Origin of the sequence: Bradyrhizobium sp. LHD-71, from assembly GCF_031157255.1 — a bacterium.
Classification (GTDB): Bacteria; Pseudomonadota; Alphaproteobacteria; order Rhizobiales; family Xanthobacteraceae; genus P52-10.
The window spans coordinates 213,773-230,881 of the sequence record NZ_JAVIFX010000004.1 but is presented as its reverse complement, the minus strand read 5'-3'; the positions used below and the strand labels follow the sequence as shown (position 1 = coordinate 230,881).

The 17,109-nt window shown below is 61.7% G+C and carries 14 protein-coding genes; 7 read left to right on the top strand and 7 right to left on the bottom strand.

Going from position 1 to position 17,109, the window contains the following annotated elements; translation table 11 throughout:
* The first annotated feature begins 456 nt into the window (after positions 1-456).
* From RCO31_RS05655 to RCO31_RS05645, 3 genes are all read left to right on the top strand, one after another.
* Positions 457-2,319 carry a hypothetical protein gene (locus RCO31_RS05655; RefSeq protein ID WP_308967260.1) on the top strand — a complete coding sequence of 621 codons (1,863 nt, stop codon included), beginning with the start codon at positions 457-459 and terminating at the stop codon, positions 2,317-2,319.
* Between the two features lie 117 nt (positions 2,320-2,436).
* Complete coding sequence (locus RCO31_RS05650; RefSeq protein ID WP_308967259.1) at positions 2,437-2,901, top strand: cupin domain-containing protein; 465 nt, start codon at positions 2,437-2,439, stop codon at positions 2,899-2,901.
* Positions 2,902-3,107: 206 nt separating this feature from the next.
* Complete coding sequence (locus RCO31_RS05645) at positions 3,108-3,995, top strand: aldo/keto reductase family oxidoreductase (RefSeq protein WP_308967258.1); 888 nt, start codon at positions 3,108-3,110, stop codon at positions 3,993-3,995.
* Here the strand turns inward: RCO31_RS05645 and RCO31_RS05640 are convergent.
* From RCO31_RS05640 to RCO31_RS05615, 6 genes are all read right to left on the bottom strand, one after another.
* Positions 3,986-4,696 (bottom strand): ABC transporter ATP-binding protein, encoded by a 711-nt coding sequence (locus RCO31_RS05640; protein ID WP_308967257.1) that lies wholly within the window; start codon positions 4,694-4,696, stop codon positions 3,986-3,988. The genes RCO31_RS05645 and RCO31_RS05640 overlap by 10 nt on opposite strands.
* A complete protein-coding gene (locus RCO31_RS05635; protein WP_308967256.1) occupies positions 4,689-6,497 on the bottom strand; it encodes a branched-chain amino acid ABC transporter ATP-binding protein/permease in 1,809 nt (602 codons plus the stop codon). Before RCO31_RS05635 ends, RCO31_RS05640 begins: the two co-directional genes overlap by 8 nt.
* Positions 6,494-7,378 (bottom strand): branched-chain amino acid ABC transporter permease, encoded by an 885-nt coding sequence (locus tag RCO31_RS05630; RefSeq protein ID WP_308967255.1) that lies wholly within the window; start codon positions 7,376-7,378, stop codon positions 6,494-6,496. The genes RCO31_RS05635 and RCO31_RS05630 overlap by 4 nt, the downstream gene beginning before the upstream one ends.
* A gap of 165 nt (positions 7,379-7,543) precedes the next feature.
* Positions 7,544-8,770: an ABC transporter substrate-binding protein gene (locus tag RCO31_RS05625; protein WP_308967254.1), complete on the bottom strand. Its 1,227-nt coding sequence runs from the start codon at positions 8,768-8,770 to the stop codon at positions 7,544-7,546.
* 85 nt (positions 8,771-8,855) lie between these two features.
* On the bottom strand, positions 8,856-9,629 hold the full coding sequence (locus RCO31_RS05620; RefSeq protein ID WP_308967253.1) for a carboxymuconolactone decarboxylase family protein: 774 nt from the start codon (positions 9,627-9,629) through the stop codon (positions 8,856-8,858).
* 183 nt (positions 9,630-9,812) lie between these two features.
* Positions 9,813-10,820 (bottom strand): LysR family transcriptional regulator, encoded by a 1,008-nt coding sequence (locus RCO31_RS05615; RefSeq protein ID WP_308967252.1) that lies wholly within the window; start codon positions 10,818-10,820, stop codon positions 9,813-9,815.
* 127 nt (positions 10,821-10,947) lie between these two features.
* On the opposite strand from RCO31_RS05615, the gene RCO31_RS05610 reads away from it, so the two are divergent.
* The 3 genes from RCO31_RS05610 (at position 10,948) to RCO31_RS05600 (ending at position 14,080) form a co-directional block, all read left to right on the top strand.
* The gene (locus RCO31_RS05610; RefSeq protein WP_308967251.1) at positions 10,948-12,114 is read left to right on the top strand and encodes an iron-containing alcohol dehydrogenase; all 1,167 of its coding nucleotides are present in this window, start codon (positions 10,948-10,950) and stop codon (positions 12,112-12,114) included.
* A gap of 235 nt (positions 12,115-12,349) precedes the next feature.
* Positions 12,350-13,651: an LLM class flavin-dependent oxidoreductase gene (locus tag RCO31_RS05605; RefSeq protein WP_308967250.1), complete on the top strand. Its 1,302-nt coding sequence runs from the start codon at positions 12,350-12,352 to the stop codon at positions 13,649-13,651.
* 102 nt (positions 13,652-13,753) lie between these two features.
* A complete protein-coding gene (locus tag RCO31_RS05600) occupies positions 13,754-14,080 on the top strand; it encodes a hypothetical protein (RefSeq protein WP_308967249.1) in 327 nt (108 codons plus the stop codon).
* A 61-nt stretch (positions 14,081-14,141) separates the two neighbouring features.
* Here the strand turns inward: RCO31_RS05600 and RCO31_RS05595 are convergent, their stop codons facing one another.
* Positions 14,142-15,053: a hypothetical protein gene (locus RCO31_RS05595; protein ID WP_308967248.1), complete on the bottom strand. Its 912-nt coding sequence runs from the start codon at positions 15,051-15,053 to the stop codon at positions 14,142-14,144.
* Between the two features lie 170 nt (positions 15,054-15,223).
* Here RCO31_RS05595 and ilvD point away from each other — a divergent pair, with 170 nt between their 5' ends.
* Entirely contained in the window at positions 15,224-17,062 is a 1,839-nt protein-coding gene (gene ilvD, locus RCO31_RS05590; protein ID WP_308967247.1) for a dihydroxy-acid dehydratase, read from the top strand.
* The last annotated feature ends 47 nt before the right edge of the window (positions 17,063-17,109 follow it).

The following is a 17,109-nucleotide window of genomic DNA, read 5'->3' as shown; positions in this document are numbered from 1 at the left end:
CAAGCAGGCGATGAGGAGCTAAAAACAAGATCGGCAGTAGTGCCACGCGTCACCCGATTCGAACTCGCGCCGCAAACGCGCAACGTGTCTCGCGCAGCCATGAACGCATTCAAATTTCAGATTTACTGCACACGTATCGTGCGCGAGGGCAATTCGATGACTGATGCGCTATCGTAGCAGCTCGCTTACGAAGCAATGGAAATATTGCAAGCGGTTTCGCGACGATTTTTTTTGTGCGTTTGTGCGGCCGGTCATTCCAATTTGGTAGAATCGGCTTAGCGTAAGGGGCCGCGTTGACGGGCATCAGGTTCTCTGAGCAGCAGTAATCGGCTGATCAGGCAAGTCCCATCAAAATCACGTTGCTCGACGTGTGGGAGCCATGCGATGCGTGTCGAAAGACCATTTGCGTGGAAGCACATCAAGGCATTCCGAACGAGCCCGCGCGAGGCCTGGCTCGTGTTTGGCGTCGCGTTCTTGCTGCGTGCAGGCGCAGTATTAGCGTTTCCCACCGCGACCGTTGCCGGCCACCAGGTCATTTTCGGTGCGCCGATTGCGGATGCCTGGCATTGGTACCAAGTCGCAGCGGCGACTGCTCGTGGTGAGGGCGTCAATACATCGCTGCGGCCGCTTTATTCATTGCTGCTGGCGCTGCCCTTTCAGTATCTGGGCGCTTCGCTCGCGATCGCGAAAATCGTCAATGCGCTGCTCGATAGCGTTTCAATTCTGCTTGGGTATCTCATCTTCAAACGCCTGCTGCCCGCGCCAGCGCCGCTGATCGTTTCGTTGAGCCTCGCTGTGCTGCCCAACTACATCATGTTTTCACATGGACTTCTGACCGAACATGCTGGCGCGACGTTCCTGCTCGCCGCGTTGGCAGTATTGCTCGCCGAGCGCTGGACGGCAGCTGTCTGGGCTATGGCGGGATTGCTGACAGGTTTGAGCAATCTTGCGCGGCCAATGACCCTGTTCGCTGTCCCGCTGTTAGCCGTGGTCAGCCTCGCGTATGAACGATCTCGCGCTGTTATACTGCTGGCAGCATTTACGGTCTCCGTGGGCATAACTCTCGCTCCTTGGATGATGACGCAGTATCAGCGTCACGGCATTTTGTCGCTGTCGAGCAACACGAACCAAGTGCTCTATGCGGCGACCAGCCCGAAATACGGAACCTGGTCTCCGGCCGTCGAGCACGACAGATTGGCCGAGGGGTTCTCTGCGACTTCGAGCATCGCTGAGTGGGACGCGCTCTTCCGACACGGAACTTCGCGGAACCTGCGGGATTTTCCCTTGTTCTGGCCGAAGAACATCGCAGTCAATATGTGGGAGTCGGTGAATGACGGCGGCCTGTGGTTGCAGCAGCCGCCCGCCCTCACTGTCGCGTTGGCGCTTCTTTGGACCGCATGCGGTGCGATCTACGCATGGCGAACGCCAAACCCGATCCGACGGCCTAGTGTCCTTGCACTCGTTGTCTGCGCGACGCTCGTTCTCGCGGCGGTACTGACAAAATTGTGGGTCTTCTTCCTTGCCGCCGGTGCCGCATTTGCCGTGCAACATGCGCAGCGGGCGACGATCGTGGTCGCAACCTACCTGCTAGGCTGCATGCTTGGGCATGCGTTGTTCGGCTTCTCCTCGACGTACGATAGGCTCGGGCTGATGTATGCGCCGATCGTCTTCGGACTTCAGGCTGCCGGGTGGGTCGGGCTCGGCGCAGGTATCGTTTGGCTCACCTTGTCGCGGTTGGCTCCGTTAGAATGGAGCGGTACCGCGATCCCGAGCAGTCAGGCCGTGCCACGGCAGCGGCAATGGTTGGTGGCCGCTGTCGCTTCGGCCGTGATCGTTGTCGCTTTTTCTTCTGCACGATTGGCTGCGCTCAATCTCTGGACGTCACCGCGACCCAACGAGCTGTCCAGCTTCGAATTTGAAAAGGAGCGCGCAGACAGCCTAAAAGCATTGGAGACGGTGCGCCTTTCGCTAGAAGCGGCCCGGGACGATCCTCCACGCCGCCTCGTCATCGACGACGGTATATTTCCAATGAGTTATATTCCAGTTCCCGACGCGCTCGCCAGCACTCTCGACACGCGCGAGCCAATGGCAGTCTTTTATCTCGCATTCAGCAGGATCGGCGCGCGATGGTCGATTGTGCCGCAACGCAATGTACAGGCCTTGCTCGGCAAGCGGTTCGTCGCCCTCCTTGAGGAGCCCCCTGACCCAAACAGGGCTGACACGCCTCTTCGTTATGTGGGCCCGTTGACCCGCGTGCGCGCGCTCGCACCGATCGTGCATGGGGGCTCGACACTTGCCGGACTGGTTGTCGCCGAATAGCTGCAGTGGAGCCTACATGATGTGCTCCTGGAACATCACGTGTTCCTGGAGTATCGGCTCGATTCGCCAGGCAATGTGCTTGAACAGAAATCTGAAATGCAAGGCGGGATCGAAACAATGACGGGTTCTGAACCAAAGGAATTCGCGCTTGTGGGCGTCGCTATGAAGCGACTGGTATCCGGTGAACAGACGGAAGGCCAATTCTGTCTGTTCGAAAACAGAAGTGGCGGACAGACGAAGACACCGATCCATGTTCATGCGGACGACGACGAGACCGTTTACGTCATCGAAGGACAGTTGATCGCCGTCGTGAATGGGGAGGCGCGAACGCTTTCGCCTGGCGAAAGCATCTTTCTGAAACGCGGCGTCCCGCACCAGCTCATGAACCCTGGCAACCAGCCTGTTCGCTACATTCTGATAGGGACACCGAGCGTGTTCCAGCGGTTTCTCGCCGAAGCTGGTCGTGAACTCCAGCAGGGAGAGATGGTCGGTCCGCCGACTGCTGCCGATATCGAGCGGCTCAAAGCAGTTGCGCCAAGGTTCGGGATTACGCTCCTGCCCGACTGGCCGCCAAGAGAGTGAATAGCGCCGCGGATATTGGTTAGCGCTCGCATAACACCCGCACTCTTCGCCAAGCGCTCTGGTAAGAGCGCTCCGCCGCAGCGGCAGGCGCCAAAATTAGCTACAATTTGCGGAAGTCATGCGCGGGTGCCTTCATAAAGCTGATCAGCGCTATCGCGCCGGCCGGCGATACCTATCTCTTGGTCATCTGAAGAAGGAGATCGACCATGGCAGCGCTGGACCGGTCCGGCAGTTTCACTCTCGGCGACCTCACCGTGAAGCGGCTCGGCTACGGCGCCATGCAGCTTGCAGGCCCCGGTGTGTTCGGTCCTCCTAAAGATCACGACTCGGCGCTCGCCGTGCTACGCGAAGCCGTCGCCTCCGGCGTGAACCATATCGACACCAGCGATTTCTACGGCCCGCATGTCACCAACCGGTTGATCCGTCAGGCGCTGCATCCCTATCCGACCGACCTGGTCATCGTCACCAAGGTTGGCGCCCGGCGCAGTGAAGATGGGGCATGGCTTCCCGCCTTCTCGCGCCAAGAGCTTACGCAGGCGGTAGATGACAATCTGTGCAATCTGGGGCTGGATGTCCTCGACGTGGTCAACTTGCGAGCCATGTTCGACGCTCACGGGCCAGCCGAAGGGTCGATCGAGGCGCCGCTGACAGTCCTCGCCGATTTGCAGCAGCAGGGGCTCATCCGTCATATCGGGCTGAGCAACGTCACGTCTGCGCAGATCGCAGAAGGACGCGGGCTCTGCGAGATCGTCTGCGTGCAGAACCAGTACAATCTGGCGCACCGTGCCGACGACGCCATGGTCGACGACCTCACCCGTGATGGCATCGCCTATGTGCCGTTCTTTCCGCTCGGCGGCTTCACTCCCGTGCAATCGTCGACCCTGTCAAACGTTGCGCGGAGTCTCGGTGCCACGCCGATGCAGGTCGCGCTGGCCTGGCTGCTTCGCCGTGCGCCGAATATCCTGTTGATCCCCGGCACGTCGTCTGTTGCGCATCTGAGGGAGAATCTCGCTGCGGCTGAACTTCGTCTGCCGGATGACGCGATCGCTGCGCTCAATGGCATCGCAACAAGCATCGAAGGCGATCAGAGATAGCTCGCGGATAGCGAGTTTGCGACCCCGTCGGCCAATAGTTTGCGGCTTTCGCCTTCGAGAACGAACTTGCCTCGCCGCAGCACGTAGCCGCGATCGGAGACCCTGAGCGCCAGATTTGCCATCTGCTCGGCGATGATGACCGTGGCGCCGGAGCGGCGGGCATAGCTGGTGATGAATTCGTAGATCTGCGTCACGATGATCGGCGCAAGTCCGAGCGACGGTTCGTCCAGCAGCAGGAAAGATGGATCCCGGATGGTCGCACAGGACAGAATGACCATCTGCTGCTGGCCGCCGCTCAGGTAGCCGGCCTGCACGGCGGACTTTTCTTTCAGAATCGGAAATCGCGCATAGATATCTTCGATTGCGGCCGGCTGCGGTGTCTTTTGCGTCCCGAACGACCAGGCGAGCCGCAGGTTCTCTTCGACGGTCAGTTGCCGGAACAGACGGCGTCCTTCCATGGCATGGGCGAGGCCGAGCCGCGCCCGCTTCTCGGCGGGAATCTTCGAGACGTCCTGATTATTGAGGAAGATGCTGCCGCCCTTGAGCGGTGCGACACCCGAGATGGTGCGCAGCAATGAGGACTTGCCCGCGCCGTTCGCGCCGAGAATGGCCGTGGTGGTGCCGGGCTTGGCGATCAACGATACGCCTCGAACCGCCTCGACCGCGCCGTAGCTGACTTTCACCTCCCTCAGCTCAAGCATGGACGGCTTCCTCTTCACCAAGATAGGCATTGATCACAGTGCGGTCGGCGCGCATCCCGTCGATGGTGCCGCGATAGATGACCTTGCCGCTGTCGAGCACCACGACGTCGTCCACGAGCTCGGCGAGGAAATCCATATGATGGTCGATCAGCATGATCGTGAGCCCCATCTCCTTCATGCGGCGGATGATGCGCGACAGATGCTCCATTTCGATCTCGGAGAGGCCGGCCGCCGGTTCGTCCAGCAGGATGGCCGAGGGCGAAGCGACAAGCGCGCGCGCCACTTCGGCCAGCCGGCGATAGCCATAGGGGAGTGAGTCGACCGTCTGGTCGGCCGTCGGCGTAAGCTCGGTGAGCTCCATGATCCGGTCGATGCGGGCGAGATACGCGGCTTCCTCGCGCGTTGCCAACGGCAGTGCCAGCGCCGAGGCGAAGCCGCTATGCGTCATCAGCCTGTGCGCGCCGAGCAGCAGGTTTTCCCGCACGGTGAAATTCGGCACGAGCCGGGGGTCCTGGAAGGTGCGCACGATCCCGGTGCGCGCAATCTTGTGGTCGGGCAGGCCGGTGATGTCGTTGCCCTTGAACAGCACCTTTCCCTCGGTCGGTGGGTAGATGCCGCTGATCACGTTCACAAGCGTGCTCTTGCCGGAGCCATTCGGGCCGACAAGGGCGGTGATGTGGCCGGGCTTAAGGTTCAGCGTGACGTTGTTGAGCGCCGTGAGGCCGCCGAAGCGCTTGGTGAGGCCATCGACCTCGAGCAGGCCGCCCATCTGTGAACTGGCGGTCATCGTCTTGCTGCCCGTTCCGGCGCGCAGCCGGGCGAGTGAGCCCGCCTGGATGAAACGCGGCGGCAGCAGCAACAGACCAGCGATGCCTTGCGGCAATACAATGAGCGAGAATGTGAGGATGATGCCGTAAACGATGAACTGATACTCGGAGAACACCTGCAGCGTCTCCGGCAGAAAGGTGAACAGTGTGGCGCTCAGCACCTGCCCGGCGATTGAGCCGAGTCCGCCGACGATCGCGATGACGAGCACCTCGATCGAGCGGTTGAGGGTGAAGCTGTCGGGTCCGAGGTAGCCAACCAGATGCGCATAGATACCTCCCGACAGACCCGCCAGCAGGCCGCTGAGCACGTAAGCGAACTGTTTGGTCCCCGCCCGCGAGATTCCAAGGCTGCCAGCGGCGATCTCGCTGTGGTGGATCGCGAAGAAGGCGCGCCCGATCCGGCTCTGGGTCACATTGCGCATGATCCAGAGGGTGAGAACAGTGACCAGCAGAATACCGCGGAAGAACCAAACTTCGTCGATCCTGTAGCCCAAGATCTTGAGCGTGCGAAGAGTAGGTGAGGGGACGCCGCTGAGGCCCATCATGCCGCCCGTGACCGAATTCCATTCACGCACGATCTCGAAGAAGATCATGCCGAAGCCCAACGTCATCATGGCAAGATAGACGTCGCGCACGCGGCCTGCCGGGAACGACAGCAGATAGCCCACCAGCGCCGCCGCCAGCGCGCCGAAGGGGATCGCGAGCAGAATCGGCAGGCCGTAAGTCTTGGCGAGAATACCTGTGACATAGGCTCCCATGCCGAACAGGCCGGCATGGCCGAGCGAGATCTGTCCGGCGAGCCCGGTGAGCAGGTTGATGCTGAGCGCGAAGATGATGGAGATGAGCACGAAGCTCAGGACGTGGATCGTACCTGAGCTCATCCAGCCGGCGCCTGCGGCCAGCGCGACGACAAACGCACCCACCAGATAGGGATTGTTGACGATCGCAGTGAGGGTCGTTCTGATGGCGGTCATGCCTTGGTGGCCTCGGCCTGAGCGAGCAGTCCGTTCGGACGAAGGGCGAGCATGAGCATGAGGATTGCAAAGGCGACCGGCTGTTCGGCTGCGGAAGCGACATAGCCGCCGATCAGCTTCGACAGGACGCCGAGAGCGATCCCACCGACGAGGGCGCCGACCGACGATCCCATTCCGCCAACCACCGCTGCGACGAAGCCGAACAGCACCAGGTTGAAGCCGAAGGCCGGATCAACGGTGCCGCCGATTTGCGAGACGAGCAGGCCGGCGGCGCCACCCAGCAGTGCCGACAGCACGAAGGAGCCGACGATGATCGCATTGACCGGCATGCCGTTGACGCGGCCGAGCTCGGGGTCGTGCGAGACGGCGCGTACCGCCTGGCCCCAGCGGGTGAGGCGCAGGAAAGCTTCCAGCACGACGACCAGGAACACCGAAAGGCCGAGCACCACCAGATATTGCAGCGAGACATGCAGGCCGAAAATCGTGACGAAATCTTCCGAGTCGAACAGGATCGACGGAAAGGCGACGGCTTGCGAGCCGAACAGTTTGGCGGCCACGCCCTGCAGCACGATGCCGAAGCCGAGCGTCGAGACCACCCAGCCCATGCTGTTGTTGGTCTTGAGCGCCGGACGAACCGTGAAGCGCTCGATGAAGATGCCGAACGCTGCGATGACCAGCAGTGACAGGACGGCTGCGAGGGCAAGGACGAGACCCTGGCTCGCGAAATAGACCATCAGCATGGCGCAGAACATCATCAGCGAGCCATGGCCGAAATTCAGGGTCTTGGTCGTCCAGAAGGTGACGTTCAGGCCAAGCGCCACCAGCGCGTAGACGGCGCCGACGCTGACGCCTGCGAGCACGAGGGACAAAAATGTCGTCATCATCGTTTCCTTAAGAGAAGCTGCGCCGCCGCGTCTCGGACGGGAAGGCGCGGCCCTTCGAGCTCGCAGGGAAAGGATCACCACCGACCGGGATGCTGGCGACAAACGCCATTGGGATGGCTGTCCGCGCTCGCCGGCCGTCGCGATGATCCTTCGCCGGGCCCGCTATTCCTGCACGATCGTGAGCTTTACCTTGTCGCCCTGCTTGTCGATCTCGTAGACGGCGAGATCATCGACCGTGAGCGCGCGATGTTTCTCCGGCGAGAAGCTTATCGCGCGGATGCTTGCGGCGGGAAAGTCCTTGGTTTCCTCTAGGGCCTTGATGATGTCCTTGGGCTTGGTGGAATTGGCCTTCACCATGGCGTTGAGCAGCAGGTTCACGCAGTCGTAGGCGGTGCCGACGGTCGTGGCCATGGAGATCTGCGGGCGCTCCGGATCGTTCCCCCACCAGCGGTCGAATCCATGCTTGGCCTTGTAGAGCTCAAGGAAGGTCTTCGTCGCCGCAGGCGGCTCATCCAGACCGAATGACTTGGTGCTTGCGGCGCGTGTGCCCTTCACCAGGTTGCCTGCGCCTTCCATATAAGGTGGCGTGATGCCGCCGGCGGTGGCGTAGAGCGGAATGTTGATGTTGAGCCGGGCCATGTTCTTGCGGATCACGGCGAGGTCGGCGCCAAGCCCGACGACCATCAACACTTCCGCACCTGCACGCTGTGCGCGGGTGAGTTGCGCAGTCATGTCCTGGGCGCGCTGATTATAGGCCTCGGATGTAATCGTCGCTTCCTGATTGGCCGCCTTGATCGCTTTGCCGATCAACTCCGCGCCAGTGACGCCGTAGCCGGTGCTTTCGTGGAGAAGGCCGACCTTCTTGTATTGGCTCGCCAATACGCCGGCCAGTTTCTCCGCCTCGACCGTATTGTCGATGGACAGCGAGAAGATGTTCTGGCGCGGTGGGCTCTCGGGGCCTTTCGGATAGACGATCGTGGGCGTTTGTGCCTGTGTATTGCAAACCGGCCGCCCATCGGCCTCGAGCATGTCGATCACGGCAAGCGTCGGTCCAGAGCCGGAGGGCGCAATCAGAGCCGCGATCTGCTCATTGTCGAGAATGCGGCGCATGTTCTGCACGGCCCGGTCGGGCACCAGCTGGTCGTCGAGCGCCTCGGCCAGCTCCACCTTCTTGCCATTCACACCGCCCTTCTTGTTCCACTCCTCAATCGCGATCTCGACGCCGCGGCGGATGCCTTCGCCGAATTCGTTGAACGGGCCGGTCAGCGCAGCCGTGAAGCCCAGCTTGACGGTTTCCTGTGCCGCTGTCGGATGCGCCGGCATCATCGCGGCTAAAGCAGTGCCGGCGAGCACGCCGAATTTGAGCAAACGTATTCCGTGTCTGGTCATCCTGTCCTCCCACTCTGTTTGTTTTGTTGCAGCCGCCCCATCGTTGAGGCGGACGGCATTGATGTCGTCGGCGTCGGCTGCGCGATCAGGTTTTGCCGGCCTGAGCGAGTTCGTCCGTCATGATCGGCACGCTTTGGGTGATGGTATGAATGCCGAGCACGCTGATGAGCTCGAGGACTTCCATGATCTCGTCACCCGTCGCCCCGTAATTGAGCGCGTTTCGGATATGAATGCGCAAGCCGGGCTCGAAGAGATGGGTGGTCGCGGCATCGATGGCGATGTAGATGAACTCCTTCACCTTCGGCTCGAGCGTGCCCTTCTTCCAAGGCACTCCGGAGAAGCCGAGATAGGCTTCGAAAAAATCGGGTGACAGCCGCAGCAACCCGTCCCAGGTCGGACTCCAGTAGCCACGCACCTTCGTGAATTCGGCTTTGAGCGCCTCCTGCTTTGCCGTCAGCACGGTGCTGGGCAGCGGCCCGCCTTTGCCGGTGGCCTCCATCTCTTCGAGCAGGATCGGCACGCCGATCGAGCAGGCATGGATGCCGAGCACAGAGGTCAGCTCCATGACCTCCATGAGCTCTTCGCGGGTCGCTCCGTGGCCAATGGCATTGCGCATATGGATGCGCGTGCCCGGATCGTAGAGGTGCGTCGTCGACGTATCGATGGCGACGTAGATCAGCTCGCGGACTTTCGGGGTAAGGCCGTTCTTGCGCTTCCAGGGGGCCGACGAGAAATTCTTGTACGCTTCGAAGAAGTCAGGGTCGATCTCGAGAAGATCGGACCACAAATCGCTCCAGTAGCCGCGCGATGACGTGAATTCGTCCTTCAGCGCCTGGCGGCGCGCATCAAGCGTTCCCATCCCTGACCTCGTTCCTCGGTTTGGTTATTGGCTGCTGCCTGTGAAACGATTTTCGCCGTCCCTCGCGTACGCGTGGGAGCATGGTCAGGGGTAAAGGTCGCGAAGGAAATACCAACCGCCACAAACCTTCTTTTCGATTTTTGCAAAGATGTCGCCGCAGGCTCGAGGGCGTTGTTCAGATGGTCACATTGTCGACCACTCGGTCTCAAGATGCAGTCGGTCTTCGAGGCTTTGTCCGCCGAAAAGCGGTTCGAAATCCGTGATTGAAGTCGCGCCATCCTTCCGGTTGGCAAAGAAGCCGACCAGAAAATTGACGAAGGTCCGCACCTTGAGCGGCACGTAACGCGACCGTTCATAGACCGCATAGATGTTGTGATCGAAGGTGCCGGGACTCACCGGCCATGACGGCAGCACCTCCACCAGGCGTCCGCTCTGCAGTTCGTCCCAGATGCTCCATTTCGGTAACAGGCCAAGCCCCATGTGGGCGAGCGCGCATTCCCGCACCAACTCAGGATTGTTGACCTGGATCGGCCCGGTTACCCGGATCTCCCGGATGCCGCCCTTGTCGCGAAAGCGCCACAGGGCCGAGCCGTCATCGAAACGTCCATCGAGGTAGGTGAGGCAGCGATGCTTCAGGACGTCGTCGGGATGATCGAGCTTGGGACTGTTCGCCAGATACACCGGGCTTGCGAAGATGATGCGGCGGCTGGCGTTCCATAATTTACGCACCGCGAGCGACGGCTCGTCGAGATTGCCGAGGCGGATCGCCACATCGATCTTGTGTTCGATCAGGTCGCGCGGCTCTTCGGTGAGCCAGAGTTTCACCCTGATGTCTGGAAAATGCTCGTAGAATGCCGGCAGCGCCGACGCAAGCAGCCGCGTGCCGATTGCGACGCGCGTGTGCACATGCAGAAGGCCGCGCGGCTTGGTCTGATGCTCGGACACGATGCTTTCCAGCGTGTCGAATTCCTGGATGATGTCCGACGCCCGCTCGTAATAGAGCTGTCCCACTTCCGTCAGCGTCAGCTTGCGGCTGGTGCGATAGATCAGCCGGATGCCCAACGCCTGCTCCAGCGCGTTCATCTGGCGGGAGACCGATGCCGGCGAGAGACCGATGACGCGACCCGCAGCCGAGAAGCTGCCGGTCTGCACGACCTTGAGAAAAAGGCGGATATTCCTGAGCGTTTCCATTCTTTGCAGCCTTTCTGTGCATGAGGCGCAATGATGGTATTTGCCCAACGATCATTCGCAAGCGCTTCTCAGTCCGTAAGATGTGGTGCGGCCGATAGACAATCAAAAATAGCAGGGAGAAAACCGGATGATGCAGGGTGTCTATGAATATTTCCCGCTCGAGCGCGTCAATTTCGGCGAGCCGGTGGAGACTGCACTCAAGCGTGAACTGGACAGGCTCGGCGCGCGGCGGGTTTTCGTCCTTGCGTCCAATACGCTGAGCCGGAAGACCGGCGCTCTCGAACGCATTAAGGCGATGCTCGGCGACCGCTATGTCGGCGTCTTCGACACCATGCCGGCGCATTCGCCTCGCTCAGCCCTGCTGAAGGCGCTCGAAAGCGCGCGCGCCGTCGAGCCGGACCTGCTTCTGTCGCTCGGCGGAGGCTCGTCGATCGATGGCGCCAAGCTCGTCCAGGTAGGCCTCGCCGAGGGCATCGCCACCCACGAGGATTTCAACGCGCATCACGCCCAGCGCGGCGCCGACGGCAATATCTTCGTGCCGGCGATCAAGGATACCGGCCTGCGTCAGATCGCCATACCCACCACTCTCTCAGGTGCAGAATACACGACAACTGGCGGCTCGGTGGACGACGTCGCCCATAAGAAGGATCTCTACATTGCGCCGCAGCTCGCTCCGGTTTCGATCATCCTCGATCCGAGCATCACCCGGCTGACGACCGAATGGCTGTGGCTGTCGACCGGCTTCCGGGCGGTCGATCATGCGGTTGAATCGATCTGTTCGCCGACGGCCAATCCCTTTACCGACGCAACCTGCATCCATGGTTTGCGGATGTTGCAACGATCCATGCGTCGGACCCGCAAGGATCCGGAGGATGCGGCCGCGCGCCTCGAATCGCAGATGGGGGTTTGGCTCGCAACCAGCGGCATGGGCCGGGGTCAGCATGGCGCCAGCCATGGCATCAGCTACTCGCTGGCGGCGATTGCCGATGTTCCGCATGGCCATTGCTCCTGCGTGCTGTTGCCCGCCACGATGCGCTTCAACTCCGCCATGAATGAGCATCGCCAGGCTATCGTCAGCGAAGCCCTGGAGCGGCCGGGCCAGCCGGCAGCGGATGCATTGCTCGACCTGCTCGAGGAGCTCGGCCTGCCGCGTCGCCTGCGTGACGTGGGCGTGAAGCGCGAGCAGTTGGAGCCGATCGCCCGCACCGTGGTCGCCAGCGGCCAGGCGCGCTTCAATCCGCGACCGATCCGCGACGAGAGTGATGTAATGCAGATCCTGGAGACCGCCTGGTAGTCGGAAGACGATCTTTGCGTGAAGCAAAAAGATCCTCCTCGCAGTCAGCGTCTTCACACGCGTGAGCCGCAACCATAGCGTTCGCGTCGAGCTGCACAGCGCATGCATCCGGATCATTCCGGCGAATAGGCGAACGTCATTCTACTGATCTCCGGGGACGGTCCGGCGGCGGGATCAAACAAGACTTGGTTTTTAAGGCTTGGCTTTCGCCTGGCGAATACACGAGGAAACATCAATGAAATTCGGCATGTTCTACGAACATCAGCTTCCTCAACCTTGGAGCGAGGATTCAGAGCTGAGGCTCTACCAGGAAGCACTTGATCAGGTCGAACTCGCCGACAAGCTGGGTTACGATTACGTCTGGGAGGTCGAGCACCACTTCCTCGAGGAATACTCCCACTCGTCAGCTCCCGAGGTGTTCCTTGCAGCGTGCTCGCAGCGTACGAGGAACATCCGCCTTGGGCACGGCGTGATGTTGATGTCGCCCGACTATAACCATCCGGCGCGTGCGGCCGAGCGCATCGCCACACTCGATCTCGTGTCGCGCGGCCGCGTCGAGTGGGGGACGGGCGAGTCCGCCACCGCCATGGAGATGGGCGGATTTCGCATGGTGCCGGACGACAAGACGGCGAAGTGGCAGGAGGCGACCGAGCAGGCCGCCAACATGCTGGCCATGTGTCCCTATCCCGGCTTCAAGGGTGAGTTCTTCGAGATGCCGGTGCGCAACATCGTGCCGAAGCCGGTGCAGCGTCCGCATCCGCCCATGTGGGTGGCGTGCTCGCGTCGCGAGACGATCCACCGTGCTGCGCGCCACGGGCTCGGCGCTCTGGCCTTCGCCTTCGTCGAGCCGGAGCAGGCCGCGCACTGGGTGCAGGAGTATTACGACATCATCAAGTCCGACGAATGCCTGCCGATCGCTCACACCGTCAATCCGAACATCGCCCTGGTCAGCGGCATGTCGGTGCATCAGGATGAGCAGGAAGCGCTCCGACGCGGCCTCGATGGCTTTCGCTTCTTCGGTTATTCGCTCGGCTATTACGGTCTCTACGGCCAGCATCGGCCGGGCCGCTCCGAAGTCTGGAGTCGCTTTCTGGAGATCAAGGACGAGCTGAAGGACAATGCCGGCAATGGCGGCATCGGCACGCCCGATCAGGTGCGTGAGCACCTGGAACGATATGAAAAGATCGGCGTGGACCAGATCATCTTCGTGCAGCAAAGCGGCGCCAACAAGCACGAGCACATCATGGAGTCGCTGCAGCTTTTCGCGGACACCGTGATGCCCGACTTCAAGAAGCGCGACGCCGTCCGCGAGCGGCAGAAACAGAAGGAACTGGCGCCTTACATCGAAGCGGCTCTCGCGCGTAAGACGCGCATGGCGGACATCGCCGACGCCGACATTCCGGTCGTCGAGGCCTTCGGCCGCAAGAAAGGGGCCACTGTCGGTGTCGCCCAGGCGACGACATTCAACGATCGCGGCGGTTCGATCTCGGTGCCGCGCGCCGATCCGCACGCAAAAAAGGAAAAAGTCGGCAACTGAAGGCCGCTATTTCGCTTGGTCACGCGTGGTGACTGAAACGAGCAACGACCACGGTGGATACGCTGGTCGTTGTCGATGGCACATTCCAGGTTGAGTGACACCATGATCATTTCCGTAACCTCATCGGGCAACGTGAAACTGATTGATGCCGACGACTTCAAGGGCTTCAAGGTGCGTGTCGACGATCCGCGAGCCTCCGACAGCACGGTCGTCAAGGCGCTGAACGGCATCGCTACCGTCGACGCAACGGGCCATGCCTGGGTCGGCGAGGAGGCGTTGCGCAAGCTCGGCGCGCAGGCCGGCGGCCCGGGCTGGCAGGATTCGGCGACAGGTATGCTTGCTTACGCCAAGCGTGCCGGCTGGATCGATGAAAAGACCGGCGCCATCCGCGCCCATATCGAGTGGCCCGCTGGCGCCAGGAAGTCCTGACAAACCACGGCTGTGGTAGCTGTCGTCGATTCAGTTCGGCGCGTGAACGGGACCGCTCGCGTCATCCAACGAACGGCGAAACATCCAGACTTGCGATGCCGCGCGGGCGGTTTGGAGGCGATTGAAGGACGCTGACGACCAGCTTCGTCCCGCACGGAAACCACTTCGCGTGGTTTGCATTCCATTTGCAATCGGTGACCTGCACGGCCGGATTTTCGCCGGCCGAGTCCTGAATGAAGATCGCGTAGAGTCCCTCGGCGCTGGAACGATCGGACTCGAACACCACCCACTTGCCGTCAGGTGACCACCACGGCGCCCTTCCCTGAAAGGCAGGTTTGAATCCGCTGCCGCTCGGAGCCTTGCGGTCGAGTGGCCGCACTGTGACAGGATCGGTACTACGATCGGCGAACCAGATGTAGTTCCGGTCTTGATTGTAGCTCTTCTGATCGCCGATGAACTGCCCGGCGAAGACGATCTGGTTGGCGTTGGTCGGGTTTACCGAAGGCATCCCGGCCCACACCGTATCGTTCGCCATAACGGCCTGCACGATGGAGCCGTTCGGATCGATCTCCGAAGAGCACGGTTGCGGGTTGGCCGTCGATTGACCGTTCATGACGACCATTGCGTCGGCCTGCGGATACCAGGCGGGATAGATCATGTCTGCGGTGCCTTCGAGCAACTGCAAGTTCGATCCGTCTCCTCCCGCTGTCCAGATGCCGCGCCCGTTGTCGAAGGCGACCTGGCCGCTGCTCCATGACCAATCGGGTCTGGTCGACAGTTGCAAACTGGGCGCGAATGCAACAGGCTCGGCATTCGGCGTGCTGAGATCGAGAAGCTTGAGATTGAACTGACCGCCGTCGGTTGAACGCTCGAAAATGAGCTGGCTGCCTTGGGCATCGACGACGCAGCGGTAGTCACTGACCGCCTGCGGATAGTTCATCAGGAAGACCGGGGAAGCAAACGCCGGAGCCATGTCAATTTCCCTTGTGTGGCTGGGCGCTGGCGCCCGCAAATCCATGTATACATGCAACTCTTGGTTGTTGAAAAGAGCGTCGTCCGCCGTCCGGCTGCTGGAAATGCTGGATTGGCAAACGCTTGTTCCGCTACAAGCCGAGCGACGTTCACTGAGCCCGAGGAAGTCCGATGCCAGCCTATCGTTCCCGCACCACCACGCATGGCCGCAACATGGCAGGCGCGCGCGGGCTCTGGCGCGCGACCGGCATGAAGAACGAGGATTTCGGCAAGCCGATCATCGCCGTCGTCAATTCCTTCACGCAATTCGTGCCGGGACATGTGCATCTGAAAGACCTCGGCCAACTGGTCGCCCGTGAGATCGAAGCGGCCGGCGGCGTGGCCAAGGAGTTCAACACCATCGCGGTCGACGACGGCATCGCCATGGGGCATGACGGTATGCTCTATAGCCTGCCCTCGCGCGAGCTCATTGCCGACAGCGTCGAGTACATGGTGAACGCCCATTGCGCCGACGCGATGGTGTGCATCTCGAATTGCGACAAGATCACGCCCGGCATGCTGATGGCGGCGCTACGCATCAACATCCCGACCGTCTTCGTCTCCGGTGGGCCGATGGAAGCCGGCAAGGTCGTCCTCAACGGCAAGACCAAAGCGGTCGACCTGATCGATGCCATGGTTGCCGCCGCCGACGACGCCGTCAGCGATGCGGACGTCGAAGTCGTCGAGCGCTCCGCATGTCCGACCTGCGGGTCATGCTCGGGCATGTTCACGGCGAACTCGATGAATTGCCTCACCGAGGCGCTCGGCCTTGCGCTACCGGGCAACGGATCGGTGCTCGCCACGCACGCGGACCGCAAGCGCCTGTTCGTCGAAGCCGGGCATCTGATTGTCGATCTTGCACGGCGCTACTACGAGCAGTCCGATGAGGCCGCGCTGCCGCGGAAGATCGCCAGCTTCGGCGCATTCGAGAACGCCATGACGCTCGATATCGCCATGGGCGGTTCGACCAACACGGTCCTGCATCTTCTGGCGGCGGCCTACGAGGGCGAGGTTGGTTTCGCGATGGCGGATATCGACCGGCTGTCGCGGCGGGTGCCGGTTCTCTGCAAGGTGGCGCCGTCGGTGCCGGACGTGCACATGGAAGATGTCCATCGCGCCGGCGGCATCATGGGCATTTTGGGCGAACTGGACCGCGCGGGGCTCATCGACAGCCGCCTGCCGACGGTTCACAGCGTGTCACTGGCGGAGGCGCTGGATCGCTGGGACATCCGCCGCACTCAGAGCGAAAGCGTGCGAACCTTTTACCGCGCCGCGCCGGGCGGCGTGCCGACGCAGGTGGCGTTCAGCCAGGAGCGCCGGTACGACGACGTCGATGACGATCGCGCGAGCGGCTGCATTCGCGACGTCGCCCATGCGTTCTCGACTGACGGCGGCCTCGCGGTCCTGACCGGAAACCTGGCTGTCGACGGCTGCATCGTGAAGACTGCAGGTGTCGACGCGTCCATCCTCAAGTTCGAGGGGCCGGCCCGGGTTTTCGAAAGCCAGGACGCGGCCGTGCAGGCGATCCTCGGCAACCAGATCAAGGCGGGAGACGTGGTGCTGATCCGCTACGAGGGACCGAGGGGCGGGCCGGGCATGCAGGAGATGCTCTATCCGACCAGCTACCTCAAATCGAAGGGCCTCGGCAAAGCTTGCGCATTGGTCACGGACGGCCGGTTCTCCGGAGGCTCCTCGGGGCTTTCGATCGGACACGTGTCGCCCGAGGCCGCCGAAGGCGGCGTCATCGGCCTGGTGGAGGAGGGAGACACGATCGAGATCGATATTCCGCAGCGCTCGATCACGCTGCGCGTCGATGAAGCCGTTCTGAACGCACGGCGACAAGCAATGGAAGCCAAAGGTCGTGCCGCATGGAAGCCGGCCGCTCGCAGCCGCAAGGTCTCGACCGCGTTGAAGGCGTATGCGGCGTTGACGACGAGCGCCGCCAAGGGCGCCGTGCGGCAAGTGCCCTGATCGATCGTGGACGCTTAGTTTCAATACCCAAGATAGGCCGGCATCAA

Bases quoted from the DNA above. Each gene is read 5' to 3' on its own strand.
- RCO31_RS05650 (WP_308967259.1), top strand. From the start codon at position 2,437: ATGACGGGTTCTGAACCAAAGGAATTCGCGCTTGTGGGCGTCGCTATG.
- RCO31_RS05645 (WP_308967258.1), top strand. From the start codon at position 3,108: ATGGCAGCGCTGGACCGGTCCGGCAGTTTCACTCTCGGCGACCTCACC.
- RCO31_RS05640 (WP_308967257.1), bottom strand. From the start codon at position 4,696: ATGCTTGAGCTGAGGGAGGTGAAAGTCAGCTACGGCGCGGTCGAGGCG.
- RCO31_RS05635 (WP_308967256.1), bottom strand. From the start codon at position 6,497: ATGACCGCCATCAGAACGACCCTCACTGCGATCGTCAACAATCCCTAT.
- RCO31_RS05630 (WP_308967255.1), bottom strand. From the start codon at position 7,378: ATGACGACATTTTTGTCCCTCGTGCTCGCAGGCGTCAGCGTCGGCGCC.
- RCO31_RS05625 (WP_308967254.1), bottom strand. From the start codon at position 8,770: ATGACCAGACACGGAATACGTTTGCTCAAATTCGGCGTGCTCGCCGGC.
- RCO31_RS05620 (WP_308967253.1), bottom strand. From the start codon at position 9,629: ATGGGAACGCTTGATGCGCGCCGCCAGGCGCTGAAGGACGAATTCACG.
- RCO31_RS05615 (WP_308967252.1), bottom strand. From the start codon at position 10,820: ATGGAAACGCTCAGGAATATCCGCCTTTTTCTCAAGGTCGTGCAGACC.
- RCO31_RS05610 (WP_308967251.1), top strand. From the start codon at position 10,948: ATGATGCAGGGTGTCTATGAATATTTCCCGCTCGAGCGCGTCAATTTC.
- RCO31_RS05605 (WP_308967250.1), top strand. From the start codon at position 12,350: ATGAAATTCGGCATGTTCTACGAACATCAGCTTCCTCAACCTTGGAGC.
- RCO31_RS05600 (WP_308967249.1), top strand. From the start codon at position 13,754: ATGATCATTTCCGTAACCTCATCGGGCAACGTGAAACTGATTGATGCC.
- RCO31_RS05595 (WP_308967248.1), bottom strand. From the start codon at position 15,053: ATGGCTCCGGCGTTTGCTTCCCCGGTCTTCCTGATGAACTATCCGCAG.
- ilvD (WP_308967247.1), top strand. From the start codon at position 15,224: ATGCCAGCCTATCGTTCCCGCACCACCACGCATGGCCGCAACATGGCA.